The organism is Streptomyces sp. NPDC051315 (genome assembly GCF_044455165.1).
In the GTDB taxonomy this organism is placed as follows: Bacteria; Actinomycetota; Actinomycetes; order Streptomycetales; family Streptomycetaceae; genus Streptomyces.
In genome coordinates this window covers 96,128-120,685 of record NZ_JBITEN010000024.1, presented here as the reverse complement: position 1 = coordinate 120,685, position 24,558 = coordinate 96,128, and the positions used below count along the sequence as shown (strand labels likewise).

At 72.2% G+C, this 24,558-nt stretch carries 27 protein-coding genes; 14 read left to right on the top strand and 13 right to left on the bottom strand.

Going from position 1 to position 24,558, the window contains the following annotated elements:
• Nucleotides 1–23 precede the first annotated feature (23 nt).
• A complete protein-coding gene (locus tag ACIBBD_RS34205; RefSeq protein ID WP_399423487.1) occupies nt 24–1,610 on the bottom strand; it encodes a glycoside hydrolase family 20 protein in 1,587 nt (528 codons plus the stop codon).
• A 223-nt stretch (nt 1,611–1,833) separates the two neighbouring features.
• Between ACIBBD_RS34205 and ACIBBD_RS34200 the strand changes: the two genes are divergently transcribed.
• The 5 genes from ACIBBD_RS34200 to ACIBBD_RS34180 all read left to right on the top strand — a co-directional run bounded on the left by ACIBBD_RS34200 (nt 1,834) and on the right by ACIBBD_RS34180 (nt 6,055).
• Nucleotides 1,834–2,400 carry a 2-oxo-4-hydroxy-4-carboxy-5-ureidoimidazoline decarboxylase gene (locus tag ACIBBD_RS34200; RefSeq protein ID WP_399423469.1) on the top strand — a complete coding sequence of 189 codons (567 nt, stop codon included), beginning with the start codon at nt 1,834–1,836 and terminating at the stop codon, nt 2,398–2,400.
• Between the two features lie 251 nt (nt 2,401–2,651).
• Complete coding sequence (gene sdhC, locus ACIBBD_RS34195) at nt 2,652–3,032, top strand: succinate dehydrogenase, cytochrome b556 subunit (protein WP_399423468.1); 381 nt, start codon at nt 2,652–2,654, stop codon at nt 3,030–3,032.
• Between the two features lie 5 nt (nt 3,033–3,037).
• The gene (locus ACIBBD_RS34190) at nt 3,038–3,520 is read left to right on the top strand and encodes a succinate dehydrogenase hydrophobic membrane anchor subunit (RefSeq protein WP_399423467.1); all 483 of its coding nucleotides are present in this window, start codon (nt 3,038–3,040) and stop codon (nt 3,518–3,520) included.
• A 19-nt stretch (nt 3,521–3,539) separates the two neighbouring features.
• Nucleotides 3,540–5,294 carry a succinate dehydrogenase flavoprotein subunit gene (gene sdhA, locus ACIBBD_RS34185; RefSeq protein WP_399423466.1) on the top strand — a complete coding sequence of 585 codons (1,755 nt, stop codon included), beginning with the start codon at nt 3,540–3,542 and terminating at the stop codon, nt 5,292–5,294.
• Entirely contained in the window at nt 5,294–6,055 is a 762-nt protein-coding gene (locus tag ACIBBD_RS34180) for a succinate dehydrogenase iron-sulfur subunit (RefSeq protein WP_399423465.1), read from the top strand. Before sdhA ends, ACIBBD_RS34180 begins: the two co-directional genes overlap by 1 nt.
• Before the next feature lie 75 nt (nt 6,056–6,130).
• Here ACIBBD_RS34180 and ACIBBD_RS34175 read toward each other — a convergent pair whose 3' ends face one another.
• The 3 genes from ACIBBD_RS34175 to ACIBBD_RS34165 all read right to left on the bottom strand — a co-directional run bounded on the left by ACIBBD_RS34175 (nt 6,131) and on the right by ACIBBD_RS34165 (nt 7,456).
• On the bottom strand, nt 6,131–6,394 hold the full coding sequence (locus tag ACIBBD_RS34175; protein WP_399423464.1) for a TM2 domain-containing protein: 264 nt from the start codon (nt 6,392–6,394) through the stop codon (nt 6,131–6,133).
• A gap of 218 nt (nt 6,395–6,612) precedes the next feature.
• Nucleotides 6,613–7,023, bottom strand: a complete 411-nt coding sequence (locus tag ACIBBD_RS34170; RefSeq protein WP_399423463.1) for a DUF2752 domain-containing protein — start codon at nt 7,021–7,023, stop codon at nt 6,613–6,615.
• Nucleotides 7,016–7,456 carry a TM2 domain-containing protein gene (locus ACIBBD_RS34165; protein ID WP_399423462.1) on the bottom strand — a complete coding sequence of 147 codons (441 nt, stop codon included), beginning with the start codon at nt 7,454–7,456 and terminating at the stop codon, nt 7,016–7,018. The genes ACIBBD_RS34170 and ACIBBD_RS34165 overlap by 8 nt, the downstream gene beginning before the upstream one ends.
• A gap of 245 nt (nt 7,457–7,701) precedes the next feature.
• On the opposite strand from ACIBBD_RS34165, the gene ACIBBD_RS34160 reads away from it, so the two are divergent.
• The 4 genes from ACIBBD_RS34160 (at nt 7,702) to ACIBBD_RS34145 (ending at nt 10,138) form a co-directional block, all read left to right on the top strand.
• A complete protein-coding gene (locus tag ACIBBD_RS34160) occupies nt 7,702–8,154 on the top strand; it encodes a VOC family protein (RefSeq protein ID WP_399423461.1) in 453 nt (150 codons plus the stop codon).
• Between the two features lie 99 nt (nt 8,155–8,253).
• Nucleotides 8,254–8,661: a hypothetical protein gene (locus ACIBBD_RS34155; protein ID WP_399423460.1), complete on the top strand. Its 408-nt coding sequence runs from the start codon at nt 8,254–8,256 to the stop codon at nt 8,659–8,661.
• Nucleotides 8,658–9,203 (top strand): thiol-disulfide oxidoreductase DCC family protein, encoded by a 546-nt coding sequence (locus ACIBBD_RS34150; protein ID WP_399423459.1) that lies wholly within the window; start codon nt 8,658–8,660, stop codon nt 9,201–9,203. The genes ACIBBD_RS34155 and ACIBBD_RS34150 overlap by 4 nt, the downstream gene beginning before the upstream one ends.
• A gap of 11 nt (nt 9,204–9,214) precedes the next feature.
• Nucleotides 9,215–10,138, top strand: coding sequence for a TetR/AcrR family transcriptional regulator (locus ACIBBD_RS34145; RefSeq protein ID WP_399423458.1), 924 nt, complete (start codon nt 9,215–9,217; stop codon nt 10,136–10,138).
• Here ACIBBD_RS34145 and ACIBBD_RS34140 read toward each other — a convergent pair.
• Nucleotides 10,131–12,545 (bottom strand): MMPL family transporter, encoded by a 2,415-nt coding sequence (locus tag ACIBBD_RS34140; RefSeq protein WP_399423486.1) that lies wholly within the window; start codon nt 12,543–12,545, stop codon nt 10,131–10,133. The two genes, ACIBBD_RS34145 and ACIBBD_RS34140, sit on opposite strands and share 8 nt — an antisense overlap.
• Nucleotides 12,546–12,758: 213 nt before the next feature.
• Between ACIBBD_RS34140 and ACIBBD_RS34135 the strand changes: the two genes are divergently transcribed.
• Both ACIBBD_RS34135 and ACIBBD_RS34130 read left to right on the top strand, forming a co-directional pair.
• Nucleotides 12,759–13,448 carry a response regulator transcription factor gene (locus ACIBBD_RS34135; protein ID WP_399423457.1) on the top strand — a complete coding sequence of 230 codons (690 nt, stop codon included), beginning with the start codon at nt 12,759–12,761 and terminating at the stop codon, nt 13,446–13,448.
• Nucleotides 13,445–14,893 carry an ATP-binding protein gene (locus tag ACIBBD_RS34130; RefSeq protein ID WP_399423456.1) on the top strand — a complete coding sequence of 483 codons (1,449 nt, stop codon included), beginning with the start codon at nt 13,445–13,447 and terminating at the stop codon, nt 14,891–14,893. Before ACIBBD_RS34135 ends, ACIBBD_RS34130 begins: the two co-directional genes overlap by 4 nt.
• A 9-nt stretch (nt 14,894–14,902) precedes the next feature.
• On the opposite strand, the gene ACIBBD_RS34125 is transcribed toward ACIBBD_RS34130, so the two are convergent.
• From ACIBBD_RS34125 to ACIBBD_RS34115, 3 genes are all read right to left on the bottom strand, one after another.
• Nucleotides 14,903–15,310 (bottom strand): ATP-binding protein, encoded by a 408-nt coding sequence (locus ACIBBD_RS34125; protein ID WP_399423455.1) that lies wholly within the window; start codon nt 15,308–15,310, stop codon nt 14,903–14,905.
• A gap of 101 nt (nt 15,311–15,411) precedes the next feature.
• Entirely contained in the window at nt 15,412–16,833 is a 1,422-nt protein-coding gene (locus ACIBBD_RS34120) for a metallophosphoesterase (RefSeq protein WP_399423454.1), read from the bottom strand.
• A gap of 57 nt (nt 16,834–16,890) precedes the next feature.
• A complete protein-coding gene (locus ACIBBD_RS34115; protein WP_399423453.1) occupies nt 16,891–17,130 on the bottom strand; it encodes an SCO4848 family membrane protein in 240 nt (79 codons plus the stop codon).
• 91 nt (nt 17,131–17,221) lie between these two features.
• Between ACIBBD_RS34115 and ACIBBD_RS34110 the strand changes: the two genes are divergently transcribed.
• Complete coding sequence (locus ACIBBD_RS34110; protein ID WP_399423452.1) at nt 17,222–18,616, top strand: D-alanyl-D-alanine carboxypeptidase family protein; 1,395 nt, start codon at nt 17,222–17,224, stop codon at nt 18,614–18,616.
• On the opposite strand, the gene ACIBBD_RS34105 is transcribed toward ACIBBD_RS34110, so the two are convergent.
• From ACIBBD_RS34105 to ACIBBD_RS34090, 4 genes are read right to left on the bottom strand one after another with little or no spacing between them, the layout of a single operon-like run.
• Nucleotides 18,570–19,484, bottom strand: coding sequence for a YihY/virulence factor BrkB family protein (locus ACIBBD_RS34105; protein ID WP_399423451.1), 915 nt, complete (start codon nt 19,482–19,484; stop codon nt 18,570–18,572). The genes ACIBBD_RS34110 and ACIBBD_RS34105 overlap by 47 nt on opposite strands.
• Nucleotides 19,472–19,924 carry a GtrA family protein gene (locus ACIBBD_RS34100; protein ID WP_399423450.1) on the bottom strand — a complete coding sequence of 151 codons (453 nt, stop codon included), beginning with the start codon at nt 19,922–19,924 and terminating at the stop codon, nt 19,472–19,474. Before ACIBBD_RS34100 ends, ACIBBD_RS34105 begins: the two co-directional genes overlap by 13 nt.
• Nucleotides 19,921–21,006: a decaprenyl-phosphate phosphoribosyltransferase gene (locus ACIBBD_RS34095; protein ID WP_399423449.1), complete on the bottom strand. Its 1,086-nt coding sequence runs from the start codon at nt 21,004–21,006 to the stop codon at nt 19,921–19,923. The genes ACIBBD_RS34100 and ACIBBD_RS34095 overlap by 4 nt, the downstream gene beginning before the upstream one ends.
• Entirely contained in the window at nt 20,999–21,556 is a 558-nt protein-coding gene (locus tag ACIBBD_RS34090) for a phosphatase PAP2 family protein (protein WP_399423448.1), read from the bottom strand. Before ACIBBD_RS34090 ends, ACIBBD_RS34095 begins: the two co-directional genes overlap by 8 nt.
• Nucleotides 21,557–21,688: 132 nt before the next feature.
• Here ACIBBD_RS34090 and ACIBBD_RS34085 point away from each other — a divergent pair, with 132 nt between their 5' ends.
• Complete coding sequence (locus ACIBBD_RS34085) at nt 21,689–23,086, top strand: FAD-binding protein (protein ID WP_399423447.1); 1,398 nt, start codon at nt 21,689–21,691, stop codon at nt 23,084–23,086.
• Between the two features lie 19 nt (nt 23,087–23,105).
• Complete coding sequence (locus ACIBBD_RS34080; RefSeq protein ID WP_399423446.1) at nt 23,106–23,861, top strand: decaprenylphospho-beta-D-erythro-pentofuranosid-2-ulose 2-reductase; 756 nt, start codon at nt 23,106–23,108, stop codon at nt 23,859–23,861.
• 4 nt (nt 23,862–23,865) lie between these two features.
• On the opposite strand, the gene ACIBBD_RS34075 is transcribed toward ACIBBD_RS34080, so the two are convergent.
• Nucleotides 23,866–24,444: a 2'-5' RNA ligase family protein gene (locus tag ACIBBD_RS34075; protein WP_399423445.1), complete on the bottom strand. Its 579-nt coding sequence runs from the start codon at nt 24,442–24,444 to the stop codon at nt 23,866–23,868.
• Nucleotides 24,445–24,558 lie beyond the last annotated feature (114 nt).

Below are 24,558 nucleotides of genomic sequence, written 5' to 3'. Positions count from 1 at the left end.
CCATCGAATTCGGCGGGTCCGGCTCAGCCCAGCCGGTCCGCCAGTGCGGTGAACTGTGTCCAGGACAGCGACGGCTGCCGCGGGTCCCACAGCTTCTGCGCGGTCGCCCGCAGCGGCATCCGGACGCCGGCCGCGACCTGGTCCTGGGTCTGGGAGTTCGCGAGGTCGCACCAGACCGCGAAGGACCCGCCGAGGATCTGGTCGTCGTAGCGCGCCGGGACGGCGGTGGTGCCGCGCAGGACCCGCGGGGTCCACTGCTCGTAGATGCGCTCGCCGGTCGGGTAGACGAAGGTCTGCGGCTCGCCCAGGACGTAGTACAGGTACTCGTCGTTGTAGTTGATCACCTTGCGGCCGGCGCTCAGGTACTCCAACGGTGGCCGCGCGCCGATCTCCTTGCCGGTCCAGTAGGCGACGACCAGGTCGTCGGCGGGGCGCACCGAGGTCCCGCGGAAGAAGCCGTCGTTCCAGGCGCGCGGGGTGCGGTCGTGGGCGCGGATCGTGTCGGCGCGGTCGTTGAGCCAGCCCGTGGCGAGGTCGGCGACGGTGGCTCCGGAACCGTGGGCGGCCCGCGCGGCGGCGGCGAGCTGCGGATAGGAGGCGGCCGGGTCGGACACCGTCAGGGCCTGGTACTCGTCACCGCCGAGATGCCACTGACCGCCGGGGAACAGTCCGGCGAACTCGTCCAGCAGGTCGTCCAGGAGGGCCGCGGAGGCGTCCTTGGAGATGTCGATCGCCCCGCGCGTCGGCACGCCCTGGGCGTTGCGCAACTGGAGCTCGGGGTGGGCGGCGAGCACGGCGCCGAGGTGCCCCGGCGAGTCGATCTCCGGCACCACGGTGATGTGCCGGCTGGCCGCCAGCGCGACGATCCTCTTCACCTGCGCCTTGGTCAGGTGCTGCGGGGAGACGATCTCCGGGTGGGTGTCGGACTCGATCCGGAACGCCTGGTCGTCGGAGAAGTGCAGCCCGAGCTGGTTGAACTTCAGGTCCCCGAGTTCCCGTATCCGGTCCTCGATCCAGCCGGCAGTGAAGTGCTTGCGCGCGATGTCCAGCATGAACCCGCGCTGCGGCTTGGCCGGCTCGTCCCGCACCACGCCCTCCGGTGCCGTACCGCCGCCGCGCACCTCCTGCTTCAGCGTGCGGGTCCCGTAGAAGACACCCGCGTCGGACGGCCCGCTGACGGTGACCCGCCCGCCGCGCACGGTCATGGTGTACGACTCCGGATCGGCGCCCTCGTCGTCGTTGAGCGCCAGCCGCAGGTCACCGGCGCGGACGTCGTCCTTCTCGCCCGCGTACGCCATCCCCAGCTCACCGGCGATCAGCCGGCCCTCGTCGGCGAGGTCGGCGTCGCTCACCACGACCCGGTTGGCGGCGGCCGGCCGCCAGCCGGGGCCCCGGGCGGGCGTGTGGGCGCGGACGGCGGGGATGGTCCGCGGCGTCTGCGAGAGGGCGTACGACCGGCTGGGCGTGGGACTGACCGCCGCACCGGCGCCTGCGCTCGTCTGCCGTGCCGATCCGGCCGGCGCCCCGCCGTCCCCGTGGCCGGACGCCCACACCCCGACCCCCGCGCCGAGGACGACGACGACACCGCCGGCCAGCAGGGCCTGCCGCACCGCGTTCCGCTGCGGGTTCCTCTCCGGCGCCCTGCGCCGGTGCCTGTGCCTGCTCACCCCGCCAACCTACGACCGCCGCCCGCCGCAAGCGCGCGGAAGGGGCCCACCACGCCGTCCGAAACTCTCTCTTTCGAGTGAAATTAAGGCAACCGACGGACACACCATGACCACTCTCGATAACGTGGCCGCCACACCTTTCACTGCATCCCCTGCCACATCACACGTGACGCGAGGATTCACGCTGCCTGCGCACCGTCTCTCCCACCTCTCCGGCCGAGTCGCCATACCGACGCTCCCGGGGCAGACCCGGCCCCCTGCCACCGGGAACCTGCTGGAGGCGTTCAACACCGCGCCCGCCGAGGAGGCCCACCGCGCCCTCCTCACCTGCCTCGGCAGCCGCCACTGGGCCCGCCGCGTCGCGGCCCACCGCCCCTACCCCACGCTGGACGCCCTACTGGCCGCGTCCGACGAGGCGGCCTACGACCTGACCGCGGGCGACCTGGCGGAGGCCCTGGCCGGGGAACCCCTCCCCGCCCTGCCGGCGGACGCGTACGGTGCGGCCCACATGGCCCTGGACGCCGCCCACGCCGCCTACGAGGCCCGCTTCGGCCACGCCTTCGTCCTCTACCTCGGCGACACGCCCCCCGAGGAAACCCTCGACCACACCCTCGAAGCCATCCGGTCACGATTGGCGAACGATCCGGAGAAGGAACGGGAGGTGACCGCGGAGGAGCTGCGGCGCCTCGCGCGAGGACGGCTGGTGACCTGCCTCACGGACCCGAGGCCGTAACCGGCCCGCGGCGGCCGCCGCTTGGGCGCGACCTGCCACGACGTGCCCGCCGACGGCGGTACCAGCACAAACCATCCCGGATACGTCTCAGGCTCACCCATCCGCGTGCCACTTTGATCACACCGGGAGACCCCCGCTAAGCCCAGCGCCAGCGCGTCGCTACGATGCTGGGGGCCGGTGGACCGTACCCGGCCGGGCCCGTCCGACACGAAGCCGGCAGGCCCCAATCCCCGCTCCCGGAGGGTTCTTCCGTGCCGGCTGGAACGCTGTACCGCGGCCGGGAAGGAATGTGGTCCTGGGTGGCTCACCGAGTCACCGGCGTCCTCATCTTCTTCTTCCTGTTCGTACACGTGCTGGACACCGCACTCGTGCGTGTCTCCCCCGAGGACTACGACAAGGTCGTAGCCACGTACAAGACCCCGCTCGTCGCGTGCCTGGAGTACGGCCTCGTGGCCGCCATCCTCTTCCACGCGCTCAACGGCCTGCGCGTCATCGCCGTCGACTTCTGGTCCCAGGGCCCGCGCTACCAGAAGCAGATGTTCTGGGGCGTCATGATCCTGTGGCTCGCGCTGATGATCGGGGCGATCTACCCCGTGCTCGGCCACGCCGCTCGTGAAGTCCTCGGGAGCTGAGACAGATGGCCACCACTGAAACCACCGCGTCCGGGATCGGCCCCGTCGAGGGCGGTTCCGTCTACAACGTCGACAATCCGGCGCCCGTGATCGAGGCCCCGCGCAAGCGCACCAAGAAGTCCCCGAAGTCGACCCGGGGCAACTTCGAGATGGCCGCCTGGCTCTTCATGCGCCTGTCCGGCATCGTGCTGGTCGTCCTGGTCATCGGCCACCTGCTGATCCAGCTCGTCCTGGACGGCGGTGTCTCCAAGATCGGCTTCGCCTTCGTGGCGGGCCGCTGGGCGTCCCCGTTCTGGCAGGTCTGGGACCTGCTGATGCTGTGGCTCGCCATGCTGCACGGCGCCAACGGCCTGCGCACGGTCATCAACGACTACGCGGAGCGCGCGAACACCCGGCTGTGGCTGAAGGGCCTGCTCTACACCGCCACGGTGTTCACCATCCTGCTGGGCACGCTGGTGATCTTCACCTTCGACCCGAACATCCGCTAGGCACGGGGCTGCGAGAATCATGAAGATCCACAAGTACGACACCGTCATCGTCGGCGCCGGCGGCGCGGGCATGCGCGCGGCCATCGAGTCCACGAAGCGCAGCCGCACCGCGGTCCTGACCAAGCTCTACCCCACCCGCTCCCACACGGGTGCCGCGCAGGGCGGCATGGCCGCCGCGCTGGCCAACGTGGAGGAGGACAACTGGGAGTGGCACACCTTCGACACGGTCAAGGGCGGTGACTACCTGGTCGACCAGGACGCCGCCGAGATCCTGGCGAAGGAGGCCATCGACTCCGTCCTCGACCTGGAGAAGATGGGCCTGCCGTTCAACCGGACGCCGAACGGCACGATCGACCAGCGCCGCTTCGGCGGTCACAGCCGCAACCACGGCGAGGCCCCGGTCCGCCGCTCCTGCTACGCGGCCGACCGCACCGGCCACATGATCCTCCAGACGCTGTACCAGAACTGCGTCAAGGAGGGCGTGGAGTTCTTCAACGAGTTCTACGTCCTCGACCAGCTGATCACCGAGGTGGACGGCGTCAAGAGGTCCGCCGGTGTGGTCGCCTACGAGCTGGCCACCGGCGAGATCCACGTCTTCCAGGCGAAGGCCGTGATCTACGCGTCCGGCGGCTGCGGCAAGTTCTTCAAGGTGACGTCGAACGCGCACACGCTGACCGGTGACGGCCAGGCGGCCGTGTACCGGCGGGGCATCCCGCTGGAGGACATGGAGTTCTTCCAGTTCCACCCGACCGGCATCTGGCGCATGGGCATCCTGCTGACGGAGGGCGCCCGCGGTGAGGGCGGCATCCTCCGCAACAAGGACGGCGAGCGCTTCATGGAGAAGTACGCGCCGGTCATGAAGGACCTCGCGTCCCGTGACGTCGTCTCCCGCTCCATCTACACCGAGATCCGCGAGGGCCGCGGCTGCGGTCCCGAGGGCGACCACGTCTTCCTGGACCTCACCCACCTGCCGCCGGAGCAGCTGGACGCCAAGCTCCCGGACATCACCGAGTTCGCGCGGACCTACCTGGGCATCGAGCCGTACACCGACCCGATCCCGATCCAGCCCACCGCGCACTACGCCATGGGCGGCATCCCGACCAACGTCGAGGGTGAGGTGCTCGCCGACAACACCACGGTCGTCCCGGGCCTGTACGCGGCCGGCGAGGTCGCCTGTGTGTCGGTGCACGGCGCCAACCGTCTGGGCACCAACTCGCTGCTGGACATCAACGTGTTCGGCAAGCGGGCGGGTATCGCGGCGGCGGAGTACTCGCAGAAGGCGGACTTCGTCGAGCTGCCGGAGGAGCCGGCGTCCTTCGTGGTGGAGCAGATCGAGCGGCTGCGCACCTCGACCGGCACCGAGCGGGTGTCGACCCTGCGGCGCGAGCTGCAGGAGACCATGGACGCCAACGTCATGGTGTTCCGCACCGAGCAGACGATCAAGACGGCCGTCGAGAAGATCGCCGAGCTGCGCGAGCGCTACCGGAACGTGGCGATCCAGGACAAGGGCAAGCGGTTCAACACCGACCTGCTGGAGGCCATCGAGCTGGGCAACCTGCTCGACCTGGCCGAGGTCATGGCCGTGTCCGCGCTCGCCCGCAAGGAGTCCCGCGGCGGTCACTACCGCGAGGACTACCCCAACCGGGACGACGTCAACTTCATGCGCCACACCATGGCGTACCGCGAGGTCGGCGACGACGGCACCGAGACCGTCCGCCTCGACTACAAGCCGGTCGTCCAGACCCGCTACCAGCCGATGGAGCGTAAGTACTGATGGCAACCCCCGTTCTGGACAAGGTCGAGGCGGAGTCCGCGGCCTCTCCGTACATCACCGTCACCTTCCGGGTCCGCCGGTTCAACCCGGAGATCTCGGCGGAGGCGACCTGGGAAGACTTCCAGCTGGAGATCGACCCGAAGGAGCGCGTCCTCGACGGCCTCCACAAGATCAAGTGGGACGTCGACGGCACGCTCACCTTCCGCCGCTCCTGCGCCCACGGCATCTGCGGCTCCGACGCGATGCGGATCAACGGCAAGAACCGCCTCGCGTGCAAGACGCTGATCAAGGACATCAACCCCGAGAAGCCGATCACGGTCGAGCCCATCAAGGGCCTCACGGTCCTGAAGGACCTGGTCGTGGACATGGAGCCGTTCTTCCAGGCGTACCGCGACGTCATGCCCTTCCTCATCACGAAGGACACCAACGAGCCGACGCGCGAGCGGCTGCAGTCCGCAGAGGACCGCGAGCGCTTCGACGACACGACGAAGTGCATCCTGTGCGCCGCCTGCACGTCCTCGTGCCCGGTCTTCTGGAACGACGGCCAGTACTTCGGTCCGGCGGCCATCGTCAACGCGCACCGCTTCATCTTCGACTCGCGTGACGAGGCCGGCGAGCAGCGGCTGGAGATCCTGAACGACCGCGACGGCGTGTGGCGTTGCCGCACGACCTTCAACTGCACGGACGCCTGCCCGCGCGGTATCGAGGTCACCAAGGCGATCCAGGAGGTCAAGCGGGCGCTGATCACGCGCCGCTTCTGAGGTCCGCGGACCCGCCTACGGCGAGGGCCCCGCTCCCGGTCGGGAGTGGGGCCCTCGCCGTGTGGGCACCGCGCGTCAGCCGCGCAGGATGCGGCCCTGCTTGTCGGTGCGGTCGTTGCTGGTGAGGAACAGGATGCCGTCGATCAGCGCCCAGAAGCCGAGGCCACCGCAGGTGAGGAGCTGGGCGACACCCACGCCGACGGAGCCGACGTAGAAGCGTCCGATGCCGAGGGTGCCCAGGAAGAGCTGGAGGATGCCCGCGACGATCTTCGACTTGTCGGAGTAGGGGCGGCCCATGGGGTCGACGCCGTAGGGGGCCTCAGGGGTGGGGACGGTCATGTGAACTGCTCCTGAATGACTTCGAATGGGGAGTCCAGGAGGGATACGACGAGAAAGCTCACGTACCCCGGCTGCGCATGGACATGCCGGAACGTCCCCCCTGTGGGCTGTGAGCCTAGAGAGGTATGAGGGGTCAAAGGGAGTAGGGCCGAACGATCGTTCCTATTCCGTGATCAAACCCCCGCCCGGCGAGGACCTCTCCGGACGTCCGTGCCGGCCTAGTGGAGATTGCGGACGACGGTCCAGGTGACGGCGAGGCCGAGGATCACGGCCTGGGCCGGGCGGCCGAACCGGGGGCGCCAGCTGCGCCCGTGCAGGCCCTCCCACATCCACCGCCCCAACAGGGCGAGCGCGAAGGGTGAGGCGAGCAGCAGGGCGCGGTTGTCGAACCAGGCCTGGGCGAAGTGACCGTGCATCAGGTCGTAGGCCATGCGGGTGCCGCCGCAGGCGGGGCAGAGGAGGCCGGTGACGAACCGGAACGGGCACTGGGGCAGCAGGTGTCCGGGCTCGTGCGGGTCGGTGACGTACAGGTAGGCGGAGCCGGCCGCGCCGGCGGCGAGCACCGCGAGGGGTGCCGCCGCCGGATGCCGGAGCGGGGACGTCCGCTCCCCGCCCACCGCGTCAGCCACGCAGGATCCGCCCCTGACCGTCCGTCTTGTCGTTGCTGGTCAGCAGGATGATGCCGTCGACGAGCGCCCAGATGCCGAGCCCGCCGCAGGTGAACAGCTGGGCCAGGCCCATCCCGACGTTGCCGATGTAGAACCGGCCGACGCCGAAGCTGCCCAGGAAGAGCTGGAGGATGCCCGCGACGATCTTCGACTTGTCGGAGTAGGGACGCCCGTAGGGGTCGTAGCCGTAGGGCGCGTTGGGGTCCCCGCCGTAACCGGGGGGCGGGTAGCCGGCCTGCTGGTACCCCTGCTGCTGGTAGGCCTGCTGCTGGTAGGCGTCCTGGGGATAGCCGTAGGGGCCGGCCTGGCCGCCCGCGTACGGCCCTTGCCCGGCGTTCGGATACCCGTACCCCGGCTGAGGGGGCTGCTGCGGCTGCTGCGGCTGTTCGGACACGGTGACTTCTCTCCCCGAGACCAGATGATCGGATGGGACACACACATGAGTTCAGGTCATCTTGCCCGAAGAATCCGGTGCCGGAGAAGTCAGGGGCCGGTCGGGCGGGGTTCCGCCGACCGGGTGAGGGCGGAGTACGGGAGCGTGACCACCCGGCGGCCGCGGGGCCTCGTCCCCGCCGACGACGGCGCGGAGCACCCCCGGCAATCACGGCCCGGCGCCCGGTGGGCACCTATTCTGACGGTATGTCAGATGATGACCAGTTGTCCTACGAGCTGCTCGGGTTCGACAACGTACTGCTGCCGGTCGGGGACCTCGGCGAGGCCCTCGGGTTCTACGAACGGGCCGGGTTCGCGGTGGCGTTCCGGTTCGACGAGGGCGGGATCGCGCTGCTGAGGGTCGGGGGCGAGACGCCCGGGATCCTGCTGCGGGAGGAGGAGGCGCTGAGGCACCAGCCGCCGCCGTGGACCTCCCCGCGGGTCTGGCTGGAGGTGCCGGACGCGCGGGCGGCGGCCCGGCGGCTGGCGGCCGCCGGGATCCCACCGCTCGACGAGCCGTTCTCCGTGGCCACCGGGTGGACCGTCGAGGTCACCGACCCGTGGGGGAACGTCCTGGGGTTCACCGACTACTCCAAGCGCCCGGAGCTGGGGCGGGCACGGGTGGCGGCGGCCGGGCGGCCGGCCGGGGGTGGCGGGTGATCAGACCCGGTTCCCCGCCCAGGAGTTGAACACGTTCAAAGACAGGTCTACAGTCGTCTCACGACAGCGTTTTGAACGCGTTCAGAAAGGGTGGGGAGCATGGACCGCACGGTCATCGCCTACGTCATCTACCTGGTCGTCAGCATCGGACTGACGGTCTGGGTGGCCCGGACGCTCAGCCGCAACGGCCGGGTCTTCCTCGCCGACGTCCTGCACGGGAACGAGAAGCTCGCCGACGCCGTCAACCACCTCCTGGTGGTCGGCTTCTACCTCGTCAACCTCGGCTTCGTCGCGCTGTACCTGAGCGGGGACGAGACGATCCACGACACCCGGGGCGTCTTCGAGGCCCTGTCGGCCAAGCTGGGCGTGGTGCTGCTGGTGCTCGGGGTCATGCACCTGGGCAACGTGTACGTGCTCAACCGGATCCGGCGGCGCGGGGTCATGGAGCGGGGGCAGGTCCCGCCGGTCGCCCCGCAGGGCTGGGTCGCCCCCACGGCCGGGGCGTGAGCACCGTGGAGGTCACCCCGGGGGCCCAGGCCCCCGCCGCCGGCCGGGACGCCGCCCGCGTCCCGGTCCGCCGGCTCACCGTCCTCTACGACGCCGACTGCCCGCTGTGCGTCTTCCTGCGCGACTGGCTGAGCCGCCGGCCGCAACTGGTGCCCCTGGAAGCGGTCCCGGCGGGCTCCGCCGAGGCGGCCGCCCGCTTCCCCGGCCTCGACCACCGCGCCACCCTCGACGAGATCACCGTCGTCGGCGACGCCGGCCAGGTCTACCGCTCCACGGCCGCCTGGATCGTCATCCTGTGGGCCCTGCGCGAACACCGCCCGCTCGCCCACCGTCTGAGCAACCCCGCCGGCGCGCCGCTCGCCCGGGCCGCCGTCCTCGCCGCCGCCAAGTGGCGCGGGGCGCAATGGCACCGAGGCCGGGGGGCGGGGGCGCGGTGGGGTGGATCCGCGTACCGGCGGACCGACGGATGGGCGTACGACCCGGGGCGGGGCTGGAGCCACACCCCGCCCGCGTGTGACGGTGACGCCTGCGCCACTGGTTAGGCTCTGTTCCCGTGTCCGCGAACAACGACGGCCCCGCCGAGGCCACTCCCCCGCCCGGGTCCCCCGGGGCCGCCGCACGGTCCAAGTCCGAGCAGACCCGGGCGCTGATCCTGGAGACGGCCATGCGGCTGTTCCAGGAGCGCGGGTACGACAGGACGACGATGCGGGCCATCGCCCAGGAAGCCGGGGTGTCGGTCGGCAACGCGTACTACTACTTCGCCGGCAAGGAGCACCTGATCCAGGGCTTCTACGACCGGCTCGCCGCCGAGCACCGGGAGGCGGTCCGGGAGGTGCTGGCGCGGGAGACGGGCCTGGAGGCGCGGCTGGCGGGCGTGCTGCGGACCTGGCTGGACGTGGCCACGCCGTACCACGAGTTCGCGGTGCAGTTCTTCAAGAACGCCGCCGACCCGGACAGCCCGCTCAGCCCCTTCTCCCCGGAGTCGGAGCACGCGCGCGTGGAGGCGATCGGCGTCCACCGGGAGGTGCTGGCCGGCTCCAGGGCGAAGGTCCCGGAGGAGTTGCGGGACGTGCTGCCCGAGTTGATGTGGCTCTCCCAGATGGGGCTCGTCCTCTACTGGATCTTCGACCGTACGGAGGGCCGTGAGCGCAGCTACCGGCTCGCCGAGCGGGGCGCGCGCCTGACCGCGCGCGGTGTGGCGCTGTCCCGCTTCCGGGTGCTGCGGCCCCTCGTCCACGAGGTGCACGAGCTGTTCACGGACTTCCTGCCCGGCATGACGAAGGCCCTGCCGGACCCGGCGAGGAGGAAGAGCGCGCCGGGTTCGGCGGACCGGGACGGGGAAACGACGGGCGGGGAGTCCGCGGGCGAGGAGGCCGAGGGCCCGAGCTCCGGCGGCGGGGACTCCGGCGACCCGCAGCCCGGCGGCCGGGACTCCGACCGTCGGGACTCCCGCGGTCGAGGCTTCGGGGCTAGTTGACCGCGTCCACCTCGTCGCCCGAGAGCTCCGTCAGCTCCACGTCGTACACCAGCGGCTCGTCCGCGACCATCAGCTGGCGCGCGCGGGAGGCGTACGAGGGGGCCGTGGTGGACAGCAGGTACGTCCCCGGTGCCGGGACCGAGAGGATGTAGGAGCCGTCGGCGAGGGAGGTGACGCGGTCCAGCCCGCGGCCGCCCTTGGACATCAGGGTGACCGCCGCGCCCTCGACGGGGTCGCCCGCCCGGTCCCGTACGAAGCCGTGGACCACGGAGGCGGGGCCGCCCTGCTCCGCCGGTGCCACGTCCTCCTCCTTCGGTTCCACCGCCAGGTGCGGCAGCCGCTTCTCCAGCCAGGCCGGCAGCCACCAGTTGGAGGTGCCGAGCAGGTGCATCGCGGCCGGGACCAGGGCCGTGCGCAGCACGAACGCGTCCAGGGCGACCGCCGCGGCCAGGCCCACGCCCGCCATCGCCGCGCCGGAGTCGCCGCTGAGGACGAACGCCAGGAAGACGCAGACCATGATCAGGGCCGCGCTGTTGATGACCCTGCTCGTCTCCGCGAGGCCCACCCGGACCGCTCGCGCGTTGTCCCGGGTGTGCACCCACTCCTCGTGCATCCGGCTCACCAGGAAGACCTGGTAGTCCATGGACAGGCCGAAGAGGAGCGAGAGCATGATGACCGGGAGGAAGGCGTTGATCGGGCCCTCCTTGCCGAGACCGAGCAGCTCCAGGCCCCAGCCCCACTGGAAGATCGCGACCAGGACGCCGAAGGAGGCCGCCGCCGCGATCAGGTTCATCACGGCGGCCGTCAGCGGCACCACCAGGGAGCGGAAGGCGACCAGCAGCAGCAGGAAGCCCAGGCCGATGATCGTCGCGATGAACAGGGGCAGGCGGTCCCCGGTGACGGTCGCGAAGTCCTTGGAGACGGCGGTGACGCCGCCGACGTGCGCCTCGGCCCCGGCCCCCGGGATGACGTCGTCACGCAGGCGGTCGATGAGGGCGTCCGTCTCCTCGGACTGGGGCGAGGTCGTCGGGATCACCTGGATGACGGTGACGCCTCCGGCGGGCGGCAGCGCGGCGACCCGGGCGACACCCGAGGTGCTCTCGATGCCCTGGACCACGGCCGCGGGGTCGCCGTCCGACACGACCACCTGGAGGGGGCCGTTGAAGCCCGGCCCGAAGCCCTCGGCGAGCAGGTCGTAGGCCTGCCGGGTGGTCGTCGTGGTGTCGTCGTTGCCCTGGTCGGTGGCGCCGAGGCGCAGGGAGAGCACGGGCAGCGCGAGCACGGCCATGACGGCCAGCGCGAGCACGGCGACCGTACGGGGCCGGCGCTGCACGCCCGCCGACCAGCGGGCCGCCGGACCGCTCGTCCTCTCCTCCTCCGGGCCCTCGGCGGCGAGCCGGCGCCGCTGCCGGCGGCTGAGCACGCGCGGGCCCAGGAAGCCGAGCAGCGCGGGGAGCAGGGTCGTGGCCGCCAGCACGCTCAGCACAACCGTCAGGGAGGTCCCGATGACCACCCCGTCCAGGAAGCGCAGGTTCGTCACCAGCATCCCGGCGAGCGCGATGCACACCGTGCCGCCGGCGAACAGGACGGCCCGGCCGGAGGTGTTGAGGGCGGTGACCGCCGACTCCTGCGGGTCGACGCCCCGCAGGACGCCCTTGCGGTGCCGGGTGACGATGAACAGGGCGTAGTCGATGCCGACGCCGAGGCCGATCAGGGAGGCGAGCAGCGGGGCCAGGTCGGGGACGTCGGTGACGTGGCTGAGGAGCTGGGTGCCGAACAGACCCGTCCCCACGCCGAAGACCGCCACGGCGATGGGCAGCAGCATCGCGAAGACGGAACCGAAGGCGAGGAACAGGACGATCGCGGCGGCGGCCAGGCCGACCATCTCGGCCAGGCCGGTGGGCGGCTCCTGCACACGCTGGATCGCCTGACCGCCCAACTCGACCTCCAGACCGTCGCGTTCGGCGGCCCGCGCGGTGTCGACGACGTCCTCGACGAGCTCCTTCGGGACCGCGTTCGCCTGGTCGGTGAAGGTGACCTGGGCGTACGCGATCCGCCCGTCGCGACTGACCTGCGCCGCGCCCTCGGGTCCCGCGTAGGGGCCGGCGACGCTGCCGACGCCCTTCATCCCCGCTATCTCGTCCAGCGCGGGCTGGATCCGGGACCGTACGTCCTCGTCGCGGACCGAGCCCTCGGCGACCTTCCACACCACGGTGTCGGTGTCGCCCGCGCGCGCCGGGAACGCCTTCTCCATCAGGTCGTACGCCTTCTTGGAGTCCGTGTCGGGGAGGGAGAAGACGTTCGCGTAGTCCGTGCCCGCCGTCGAGGCCGTGAAGCCCAGGCCGAACAGTGCCCCCACCCACAGCAACAGGACCACCAGCCGGTGCCGATAGCACCATCGCGCCAATGCCGCCACGCTCAAGCTCCTTCGTCGAAGGCCGACGGTCGCCGGCGGCGGTGTCCGCCGGCCGACGGCCCGATCGGCCGGTCGGTCCCCCCGAGGTCCCGGGCACCAGGATCGGCGGCGGCACGCGCGCGGGGAGACCAACGGCCATGACTCTCAAGGAACTCCAAAGCGCGAACCGGCCCGGTCGTCGGTGGTCCCGCCGATACTGGGAGCATGACGACGGCCCCCGGCACCGTGCTGGTCGTGGAGGACGAACCGAGCATCGCGGACGTCCTCGCCATCGCCCTGCGCTACCACCGCTTCGAGGTCATGACCGCGGGCACCGTCCGCGAGGCCCTCGCCCTGACCGCCCGCACCCGGCCCGACGCGGCCCTGCTGGACGTGATGCTGCCGGACGGCGACGGGCGGGCGCTGGGCAGGCAACTACGGGACATGGAACCGCGGTTGGGACTGGTCTTCCTCACCGCGCGCGACGCGCCCGCGGAGATCGTCGGCGCGCTGGCCTTCGGCGACGACTACATCACCAAGCCGTTCGACATCGAGGTGGTCGTCGCCCGCGTGACGGCCGTCCTGCGCCGTACCCGGCCGGCCGACGTCCTCCCGCAGCGGCCGCCGCTGCGCTACGGCGACCTGGAGCTGGACGAGACGACCTACAGCGTGCACCGCGCGGGCCGCACGGTCGAGCTCACCCCCACCGAGTACGCGCTGCTGCGTTTCCTGGTGCGCAACGGCGGCCGGATCGTGCCCAAGGAGCAGCTCCTGCGCCACGTCTGGCAGTACGAGCACACCCCGCCCGAGTCGACCGTCGTCGAGACCTACATCAGCTATCTGCGGCGCAAGCTGGACGCGCTGGGTCCGCCGGTGATCACCACCCGGCGGGGCGTGGGGTACGGGCTGGCATGACGTTCCTCCACGGCCGGCGCGGCATCCACTCCCTGCGCGTGCAGCTGACGCTGGCGAACGTGGTGCTGCTCGCCCTCGGCATCGTCGTGGCGACCGCCGTCAGCCTGATGGGCATGCGGCACTACCTGCTCGGCCAGATGGACTCCGAGCTGCTCAAGATGCGCTCGTCGCTGGGCAGTTCGCGGCTGACCATGCGTCAGATCGACTCGCTGAGCGTGCTGGGCGTCGTCCGCGACCGGATCATGCCCACGGGCGCGGACACACGGCCCGCCCCGGACTCGATCTTCACCGCCGTCGACGGCCGGGGCGCGGCCCTCACCCTCTTCGACGTCAGGCCCACCGTCGCCCAGCGCGGCCTCGCGGCGGCGGTGGACGACCCTCGGGCCCTCGCCGGGGACCCGGCGCCGCACGACGTCACGGTGAACGGCGCCACGTACCGGGTGACCGCGACCCGGCTCGCCGACGGGCCCTACATCCTGCTCGCCACCTCCACCGACGCCCTGCACAAGGGCATGACCAAGGCCCTCCGGCTCGACCTCGCCGTCGGCACGCTGCTGCTGGCGCTGCTCGCCTGTCTGACGCTGTTCAGCGTGCGGCGGCGGATGCGGCCGCTGGAGGACATGGTGGAGACCTCGTCGGCGATCGCCGAGGGCGACCTCACCCGGCGGGTGCCCTCCAGCCACCACTCCACCCGGGAGGTCGAACAGCTGCGACTCGCGCTGAACTCCATGCTGCACCAGGTGGAGACGGCGTACCGCACGCGCGAGCACAGCGCGGCCCAGCTGCGCCGCTTCGTCGCCGACGCCTCGCACGAGCTGCGCACCCCGCTCTCCGCGATCCGCGGCTACCTCCAGCTGTACGACCAGGGAATGCTGCGCGCGCCGCAGGAGCGGCGGCGGGCCTGGGACCGGATGAACGGCGAGGTGGACCGCATGGGGCGGCTCGTCGACGAGCTGCTCACGCTGGCCCGCCTCGACCAGCGGCCCGAACTGCGGCTGCGCAACGTCGACGTGAGCCGGCTGGTGCGGGACGCGGCCGAGGACCTGCGGGCCCAGCAGCCCGGCCGGCCGCTCACCGTGGACGCCGACGGCGCCGTCCTGGTGCGGGCCGACGAGTCGGGCCTGCGTCAGGTCCTCGCCAACCTCCTGGCCAACGTCCGCACGCACACGCCCGCCGACGTGCCGGTGCGGCTCGGTGTGCGGCGCGCCGACGGCGTCGTACGGCTGCTCGTGGAGGACAAGGGGCCGGGGCTGGCCCCGGAGGACGCGGCGCGCGTCTTCGACCGGTTCTTCCGGGCCGGCGGCGGCGCGGGCAGCGGCCTGGGCCTCGCGATCGTGCAGGGCGTGGTGCACGCGCACGGCGGCGAGGTGACGGTCCGCACGGCCCCGGGCGAGGGGCTGACGGTGACGGTGGAACTGCCGGCGAGGGCGGAGGGGTGCGGCTGAAGACGCTGCCTAGGACGCGTGCGCGGTGGTCAGCAGGGCCCAGACCGTCTTGCCGTGCCGGCCCCTGTTCCAGACGCCCCAGGCGGCGGCGACGGTCTCCACGAGGTGCAGGCCGCGGCCGTGTTCGTCCCACTCGGAGACGGCCCGTGGCCGGGGTTCGTGCCGGCTCTCGTCGGAGACCTCGATGAGGCAGGAGCCGTCACCGAGGGCGGTGACGGCCACCTCGAACTCGCACTCCCGCAGGGGCCCGTGCCGTACGACGTTGGTGGCCAGCTCGGACACGACCAGGACCGCGTCCTCCAGGGCCGCGTCGCCGGGGCCGTGGCCCCAGTCGGCGAGATGGTCCCGCACCCGGCGCCGGGCGAGACCGACCGACGCCGGGTGCCGGGGCAGCCGGAAGGAGTTGCGTCTCAACACGTCTGCTCCTCACCCCGTGCACACCTCCGCCGCATGAAGCCCCGTCGGGTGACTGCCCGGTGGCACGCGGGCGCATGCCCGGACCGGCCCGAATCGTTTCGTCAGGCGCGCGTCGAGGCCAGCTCGATCACCGTGATGTCCGACGGGGCGCCCACGCGCGTGGGCGGCCCCCAGGCGCCGGCGCCCCGGGAGACGTACAGCTGGGTGTCGCCGTAGTGCTCCAGGCCCGCCACGGTCGGGTTCGCGGCGGCGGCGAGGAGGTTGCCGGGCCAGAGCTGGCCGCCGTGGGTGTGACCGGAGAGCTGGAGGTCGACGCCGTGGTCGACGGCGTCGTGGATCTGGACGGGCTGGTGGGCGAGGAGCACGCACGCGCGCGTGGTGTCCCGGTCGCCGAGCGCCTTCGCGAAGTCGGGGCCCTGGCCCTCGCTCTCGCCCGCGACGTCGTTGACGCCCGCCAGGTCGAACCAGGGCAGTTCCGTGCGCGCGTTCTCCAGCGGGCGCAGGCCGAGCCGCCGCACCTCCTCGACCCACTGTGCGGCGCCGGAGAAGTACTCGTGGTTGCCGGTGACGAAGAAGCTGCCGTGCCGCGCCTTCAGCCCGGCGAGCGGGGCCGCCGCCGGGCCCAGGTCCTTCACGCTGCCGTCGACCAGGTCGCCGACGACCGCGATCAGGTCCGGCTGGGTGCCGTTGATGGTGTCGACGACCCGCTGGGCGAACCCCCGGCCGAGGACCGGGCCCAGATGGATGTCGCTGACGACGGCGATCCGGTAGCCGTGCGCCGCGCGGGGCAGCTTGGCCAGCGGGACCGTCACGCGCTTGACCGTCGGCCCGTTCAGGACGCCGTACGTGCCGTAGCCGACCGTCCCGGCGGCGGCCGCGGCCGCGGCGCCGGCGAGGACGCGGGAGACGAACAGGCGGCGGGAGGGGGCTGCGACGAGCGGGGAGGAACCGGCGGGGGAATCGGCGGCGGGGTCGGCGCTCGCCGGGCCGCGCGGGCTCTCGGGTGCCGCGCCCGGGGTGTCGGCTTCCGCGGACGCAGTGCCCGGGGATCCCTCGCCCACCGCGCCCGCGGAAACGGTCTCCCCCGACGGCCCGGCCGCTCCGGACGCCGTCCGCTCACGGGAGCCGCCCGTGGTCACGGGCTCCGCCTCCTCGGACGGCGCGCCCTCCGGCGCCGGGTGCGGGCGCGGCGCGGTCACCGCGGCCGGCCTGCGCCGCTCCAGCCGGCGGCGCAGCAGAGGCCGTACGGCCTCTCCCGCGACGACCGCCAGGAGCAGGTAGATCGAGAGCGCCAGCCAGAGGAAGCCGGGCCAGGCCAGGACGCGCTGGAGCCAGAAGGGGGCGCCCGTACGCTCGGCGACCAGGGCACCGACGGCCAGCGTCCAGCCGCCCGCGATCAGCACCGCGCCGCCGCGCCGTACCCGTCCCGGGGCGCGGGTGGTGTCGCGGAACAGGCGGCGCCACAGGTACCAGTTGGCCGTCACCAGGACGGCCAGGACGAGCAGCACGAAAAGGATGGCCACGGTGTCGTAATCCCCGTTGTCGGATCGGTGGTCCGGCCGTGAGGTCCGGCGGTTCGGCTATGACGTTCGGCGCAGTGCGCGCAGTCCGCGCAACCCGATGACCCCGATGACCGTCCCCCATACGAAAGAGACGACAGCGAGGGTCAGGTGGACCCAGAAGTACGCGGTGGGGTCGCCGTCCTCGAAGGCGAGACCGCTGCTGTCCTTGATCAGGTTCTTGACGAAGGTGACCCAGATGACCCAGCTCCACACCCCGAAGGCGAGCAGGAACCAGGACACCGGGCGGCTGAGCTTCATGCGTTCAGTATCGCCGCCCGGTGTCCGGTTCCATGACGGGGGTGGGGAGGGGGAGGCGACTTCCCGTCGTCTGCCAGGTACTTTCTCCGTCGTGCCCGCACCCTTGAAGCAGACCGCCAGGCGATCCCTGCTGGTCACCTCCGCGTCCCTCGCGTCCCTCGCGCTCACCGCGCCCGTGTCCCTGGCGGCCCCGTCACCGTCACCGTCGGCCTCGGCCTCACCGTCGGCCTCGGCCTCACCGTCGGCCTCGGCTTCGGCTTCCGCGTCGGCTTCGACTTCGGCTTCGGCTTCGGCTTCGGCTTCGGCCAAGCCGTCGGTGACTCCCCCGGCGAACATGTCGACCGTCGGCGGCGCCCGTCTCGGGCAGGCCGGGACGCAGGTGGACCTCGCGGGCGGCGCGCCGGTGCTGCCGAAGGACCTGACCGCCCGGTCCTGGATCGTCGCGGACGCCGAGTCCGGCGACGTGCTCGCCGCGCACAACGCGCACTGGCGGCTGCCCCCGGCGAGCACCCTGAAGATGCTCTTCGCCGACACCTTGCTGCCGCGCTTCCCCAAGACCACGCAGTACAAGGTCGAGACGAAGGACCTGGAGGGCATAGGTTCCGGCTCCAGCATGGTCGGCATAAAGGAGGGCGAGACCTACTCCGTCCACGACCTGTGGCTGGGCGTCTTCCTGCGCTCCGGCAACGACGCGGTGCACGTGCTGTCGTCGATGAACGGCGGCATAGGCAAGACGGTGACGGAGATGAACGAGCACGCCGAGGAGCTCCAGGCCCTCGACACCAGTGTGGTCTCCCCCGACGGTTACGACGCCTCCGGCCAGGTCTCCTCGGCGTACGACCTGACGCTGATCGCCCGCTCCGGGCTGCAGAAGGCGGACTTCCGCGAGTACTGCTCGACGCTGACGGCGAAGTTCCCGGGCGAGACGAAGAAGAACAAGAAGGGCAAGACGGTCCGCGGGACCTTCGAGATCCAGAACACCAACCGGCTGCTGACCGGCGACTACGACATAAGCCAGTACCAGGGCATCGCGGGGGTCAAGAACGGCAACACCACCAACGCGGGCGCCACCTTCACCGGCGTCGCCGAGCGCGACGGCCGGGTGCTGCTCGTCACGGTGATGAACCCGGAGAAGACGGACCACAACGAGGTCTACAAGGAGACCGCCGCCCTGTTCGACTGGGGCTTCCAGGCCGCCGGCAAGGTGCGCCCGGTGGGCGAGCTGGTCCCGCCGAAGGGTGCCGCCCAGGCCGGCGCACAGCCCGGCAGCAACGACTCGCCCGACGGGAGCGACGCGTCCGGCGAGGCGGGCGGCTCCGGGAACGTGTCCGAGAAGCCCGTGGCGAGCACGGTGACCGGGAACGCCGTCGGCGGCATGGGCACGGCGCTGGCCATCACCGGCGGCGCGCTGGTGCTGCTCGCGGGCGCCGCGTTCCTGATCAACCGCCGCTGGCCGTTGCCGGATCTGGTACGCCGTCGTCGCTGACGTCCGTGTCCGGCGCGTCCCGCGCGCTGCCCGTCGCCGTCCACGCGGCGCAGAACAGGACGAGCTTCGAGGTGAAGTTGATCCACAGCAGCAGGGCGATGGGCACGCCGAACGCGCCGTACATGCTCTTCGTGGCCACGCCCTGCATGTAGCCGCTGAGCAGCAGCTTCAGCAGTTCGAAGCCGACCGCGCCGGTCAGCGCGGCCACGATCAGGCGGTGGCGGGTCGGCTCGACGCCCGGCAGGAGCGTCAGGACGTAGAGGAGCAGCAGGAAGTCGGTGAGGACCGCGACGGTGAACGCCGCGATCCACAGCAGGACACCGCCCCGGCCGCCCTCGTCGACGCCGAGCCGTCCGGTGATCCAGCCGGCCATCGCGGAGGCGACGGTGGAGGCGGCGAGGGTGACGAGGACGGCGCCGCCCAGCCCCAGGAGGATGCCGGCGTCCTTGGCCTTGCGCAGGACCGGGTTCTCCTCCTCGTCGGGCAGCTCCCACACCGCCCGCAGGCATTCGCGGGTGGAGCCCGCCCAGTTGACGCCGGTGAACAGCAGGGCTGCGCCGGCGATGAGTCCGACGGTGCCGGCGTTCTGCACCAGGCCGTCGATGTCCAGCTGGTCGGCGATGCCGGGCACCTGGTCGGCGAGCTTGTCCTCGAGGGTGTTCTGCCGCTCGGTGCTCAGGGTGACGGCGGCGATCGCGGCGGACAGGGTGAGCAGCGGGAAGAGCGCGACGAAACTGGTGAACGTCATCGCGGCGGCCAGCCGCGTCCACTTCACCCGGTCCAGCCGTTCGAACGACCGCCACGCGTGCGTGGCCATCAGACGCGTGGCGTACGGCCCGATTCCGGGGAGCCTTTTCAGCCAGTCCATGAACCGACTCTGCCCTCCTCGCGGCGGATGACTCGGAAGACCAGGGTGCGGGTTCCCCAGAAGCGCAGGACGGTGGCGAGCGCCATGCCGATCACGGCGCCGGAGACGGTGTCCGCGCGCTGCGAGGTGAGGCCGAGGCCGTAGTGGCTGACGGCGAGACAGAGGAGCTGGACTAGGGCGCCGGCGGCGTTCACCGCGAGGAAGACGGCGCAGGGGCGCGGTCCCCGCACGCGCGCGTGCCGGTAGGTGCCGAGGGCGTTGCCCGTGTAGGCGACGGCGCAACCGGCCAGGAACGACACGGCCTTGGCGGTGAGCGGGCCGACGCCGGCCGGGCCGCGCAGGCAGGTGAACACGGCGAGGTCGACGGCGTAGGCGAGGAGGCCGACGGCGGCGAAGGACAGCACCTCGCCGCGGCGGGGCGGCCACGCGCGCGTGCTCACCAGTTGGCCACCGCCAACCCGTACATGGTCAGCCAGGCGGCTCCGATCAGGGTGAGGGCGCGGTCCCCGAGGACGACCTCCTCGGGTTCGCCGGCGGTGCCGCGGTCGGCGAAGACGGCGTAGCGCAGGACGGCCAGGATGAAGGCGATCATCGACAGCTGGCGCCAGGGCAGCACGCTCGTGTGCGGGAGACCGCCCTCCTCCAGGGCCCACAGGCAGTAGCCGAGAACCGCGACCCCGGCGGCCAGTTGCCACACGAAGCGCAGGTAGCCGGTGGTGTACTCGGTGAGCAGCGCGCGCGTGGCGCCCTCCGCGCCGGCCATCTGCACGGCCTCGGAGTAGCGCTTGGCCGACACCATGAACAGCGCCCCGAACCCGGTGGTGATCAGGAACCAGCGGGAGAGCGGGATACCGAGCGCGAGGCCGCCGACCACGGCCCGCATCAGGAACCCGGTCGTCACGACGACGAGGTCGACGACCAGGACGTGCTTGAGGCTGACGCAGTACGCCAGTTGCATGCCGAGGTACGCCGTCAGGAGGGCCGCGACGGGGGGCGAGGTCAGCCAGGCCGCGGCGGCGGGCGCGAGGACCGCCAGCACGCCTCCGACGGCGTAGGCGATCGGCACCGGAACCTGTCCGGCGGCGACCGGGCGGTGCCGCTTGGTGGGGTGGACGCGGTCGGCGTCGGCGTCACGGGCGTCGTTGATCAGGTAGACGGCGGCGGCGCAGGCGGTGAACAGCGTGAAGACGAGGGCGAGTTCGGTGAGGGTGGGCCAGGAGAAGAGCCGTCCGGCGGCCGCGGGGGCGGCGGCGACGAGGGTGTTCTTGACCCACTGTTTGGGGCGGGCGGTGCGGACGAGGCCGGTGAGGAGGGAGCCGGGGCGGGTGGGGGGTGCGCCCGGTGCGTCGCCGGTGCCGTGCGGGGCGGCGTGGTGGGCGGGGGTGCGCTCTTCGGAAGGGGCGTGCTCCCCCGATGGGACGTGCTCCCCCGAGGGAGCGGGCTCTTTCGAGGGAGCGGGCTCTTTCGAGGAGGCGTGCCCGGCAGGGTGTGGGGTGTTGGTGAGGGGCGCGGCCTCAGTCATGCACGCCCCCTCGAGCGCCCCTGTGCCCACCTCGTGCTCCCTCTCTCATCCAGCGCGCTCCGATGCGCGCCGCGAGCGCCCCCAGGGCCGCGCCCGCCGCCACGTCGGAGGGGTAGTGGACGCCGACGACCAGGCGCGAGAGGCACACCGCGGCGGCGAGCGGGGGAACGACATGGGCTCCGAGGGTGCCGTAGGCGACGGCCGCGGCCGCCGCGGAGGTCGCGTGCGAGCTGGGGAACGAGTGCCGGCCGGCGGTCCGCACCAGAGGTGCGACATGCGCGGGACGGGGACGGCGCACGATCCGCTTCACGCCCATGCTGGCGACGTGCGCGCCCGCGGTGAGCGCCGTCGCCCGCAGCCAGGCGCCGCGCCGTGAGCCGTCCACGGCGGCCCCCACGAGCCCCGCCGCGAGCCACAGGGCGCCGTGCTCTCCGGCCCACGACAGGGTGCGCGCGGCGCCCGCCACGCGAGGATCCGCACCACGCGCGCGGAGCGCCGCAAGGATGCGGTGGTCGATGTCATCCGGGATGTCATCCGTGTGGTGGTCCATGTGGACTCACTGTTCACGTCGGCCCCGCCGGAACTACGGCAATATTGAGCGACATCCCATTAATCACCCATTTCGGGGAGAGTGGGATGTTTTAAAACCAGTCGCCCATAAAGGGACGATACGGTCACCTATATGCCTGCCGAGACCGCTTCCGAGACCGTCTCCGAGACGCCTTCCCCGACCGGCTCCGAGATCGTCTCCGTCACGGGATGGGGACGCACCGCTCCCACCGCCGCCCGCCTGGTCCGCCCGCGGACGTACGAGGAGGCCGTGGCCGCCGTCCGGGAGTGCGGGGCGCGCGGGGCCGTCCCCCGGGGTCTGGGGCGGGCGTACGGGGACGCGGCGCAGAACGCCGGCGGGGCCGTGCTCGACATGACGGGCATGGACCGGATCCACGCCATCGACGCCGCCGGCGGGACCGTCCTGTGCGACGCGGGCGTCTCCCTGCACCGCCTCATGGAGGTGCTGCTGCCGCTGGGCTGGTTCGTGCCGGTGACCCCCGGCACCCGCTACGTCACCGTGGGCGGCGCGATCGGCGCCGACATCCACGGCAAGAACCACCACGTGTCCGGCTCCTTCTCCCGCCACGTCCTGTCACTGGAGCTGCTCACCGCCGACGGCTCGGTCCGCACGGTCGGCCGCGGCACCCCCCTGTTCGACGCCACCGCCGGCGGCATGGGCCTGACCGGGGTCATCCTCACGGCCACCCTCCGTCTCCAGCCGGTCGAGACGACGTTGATGACGGTCGACACCGAGCGCGCGAGCGACCTCGACGACCTGATGGCCCGGCTGACGGCCACCGACCACCGCTACCGGTACTCGGTCGCCTGGATCGACCTCCTCGCGCGCGGAGCGGCCACCGGACGCGCCGTCCTGACCCGCGGCGACCACGCCCCCCTCACCGCGCTGCCCGCACGCGCGCGCAGAGCCCCGCTCTCCTTCCGCCCCTCCCGGCTCCCGCCGGCCCCCGCCTTCGTCCCCGGGAGACTCCTCAACCGCCGGACCGTGGGCCTGTTCAACGACCTCTGGTACCGCAAGGCCCCCCGCGCGCGCACCGGCGAACTCCAGAAGCTCACCGCGTTCTTCCACCCCCTCGACGGCGTCCCCCACTGGAACCGCGTGTACGGCCGCGGCGGCTTCGTGCAGTACCAGTTCGTCGTCGGTCACGGCGAGGAGAACACCCTGCGCCGGATCGTGCGCCGGATCGCGCGGCGCGGGTGCCCGTCCTTCCTGGCCGTCCTCAAGCGCTTCGGGGAGGCCGACCCCGGCTGGCTCTCCTTCCCCCGGCCGGGCTGGACGCTGGCCCTGGACATCCCCACCGGCATGCCGGGCCTCGTCACCCTCCTCGACAAGCTGGACGAGGACGTCGCCGGCGCCGGCGGCCGCGTCTACCTCGCCAAGGACTCCCGGCTGCGGCCGGAGCTGCTCGCCTCGATGTACCCGCGGCTGGACGACTTCCGCGCCCTGCGCGCGCAGCTGGACCCGCGCGGGGTGTTCACCTCGGATCTCGCCCGCCGCCTCTCCCTCTGAGCACTCTCCAGGAGCTGTCGTGAAGGATGCCTTCGGCCTCCCCCAGTCCCTCCTCGTCCTCGGCGGTTCGTCCGAGATCGCGCTGGCCACCGCGCGCCGCCTGATCGTCCGCCGCACCCGCACGGTGTGGCTGGCCGGTCGCCCCTCGACCGCCTTGGAGTCGGCCGCCTGCGAGCTGCGCGACCTGGGCGCCGACGTGCGCGTCGTCGCCTTCGACGCCCTCGACCCCGAGTCCCACGAGGCCGTGCTCGGCAAGGTGTTCGCGGAGGGCGACGTCGACATGGTGCTGCTCGCCTTCGGGGTCCTCGGCGACCAGGCCCACGACGAGCGCGATCCGGTGGCCGCCGTCCGCGTCGCGCAGACCAACTACACGGGCGCGGTCTCCTCCGGTCTGGTCGCCGCCCGCGCCCTTCAGGCCCAGGGCCACGGCTCCCTGGTCGTCCTGTCCTCCGTCGCCGGCGAACGCGCCCGCCGCGCCAACTTCATCTACGGCTCCAGCAAGGCCGGCCTGGACGCCTTCGCCCAGGGCCTGGGCGACGCGCTGCACGGCACCGGCGTCCACGTCATGGTCGTACGGCCCGGCTTCGTCCGTTCGGAGATGACCGCCGAACTGGACGAGCCGCCCTTCGCCACCACGCCGGAGACCGTCGCCACGGCCATCGAGCTGGGCCTGCGCCGCCGCTCGGAGACGGTGTGGGTGCCCGGGCTGCTGCGCGTGGTCATGTCGGTGCTGCGGCACATGCCGCGGGGGCTGTTCCGCAAGCTGCCGGTGTAGGCGGCTATCGCGTCGGCAGGGAGCCGCGGTCCGCGTGGGCGGCCTGCGGGGGCACCACCGGGCCTCCGAAGGCGTACTCGCGCAGCTTGCGCCAGACGCCGTCGGGGCCCTGCTCGTAGAGGGCGAAGCCGGTGCAGGACCACTCGGCCTCGTAGTCGGCGAGCTCCTCGAACGCGCGGTCCATCGCCGCGTCGTCGATGCCGTGCGCCACGGTGACGTGCGGGTGGTAGGGGAACTGCAGCTCGCGCGCGACGGGCCCGGAGGGGTGGCGGACCTGCTGCTGGAGCCAGGTGCAGGCCTCGGCGCCCTCGACGATCCGCACGTACACGACCGGCGACAGGGGCCGGAAGGTGCCCGTGCCGGACAGGCGCATGGGGAACGGGCGGCCCGCCGAGGCGACCTCGGTGAGGTGCGCCTCGACGGCCGGCAGGTCGGTGTGGTCGATCTCGGTCGGCGGGAGCAGGGTGACGTGCGTGGGGATACCGTGAGCCGCGGCGTCGCCGAAGCCCGCGCGCCGCTCCTGGAGCAGGCTGCCGTGGGGCTCCGGGACCGCGATCGACACGCCGATCGTTACGGTCCCCACGTCGTCTCCTGTCGTCGTGCCGAATGTGCTGTCCGGTTTCGTGCTCGCCCGCACTCCACCGCGCTCCCTCGTACGCAGTCGTACGGCTATCGACTGTACGGCCACGGCTGTGCT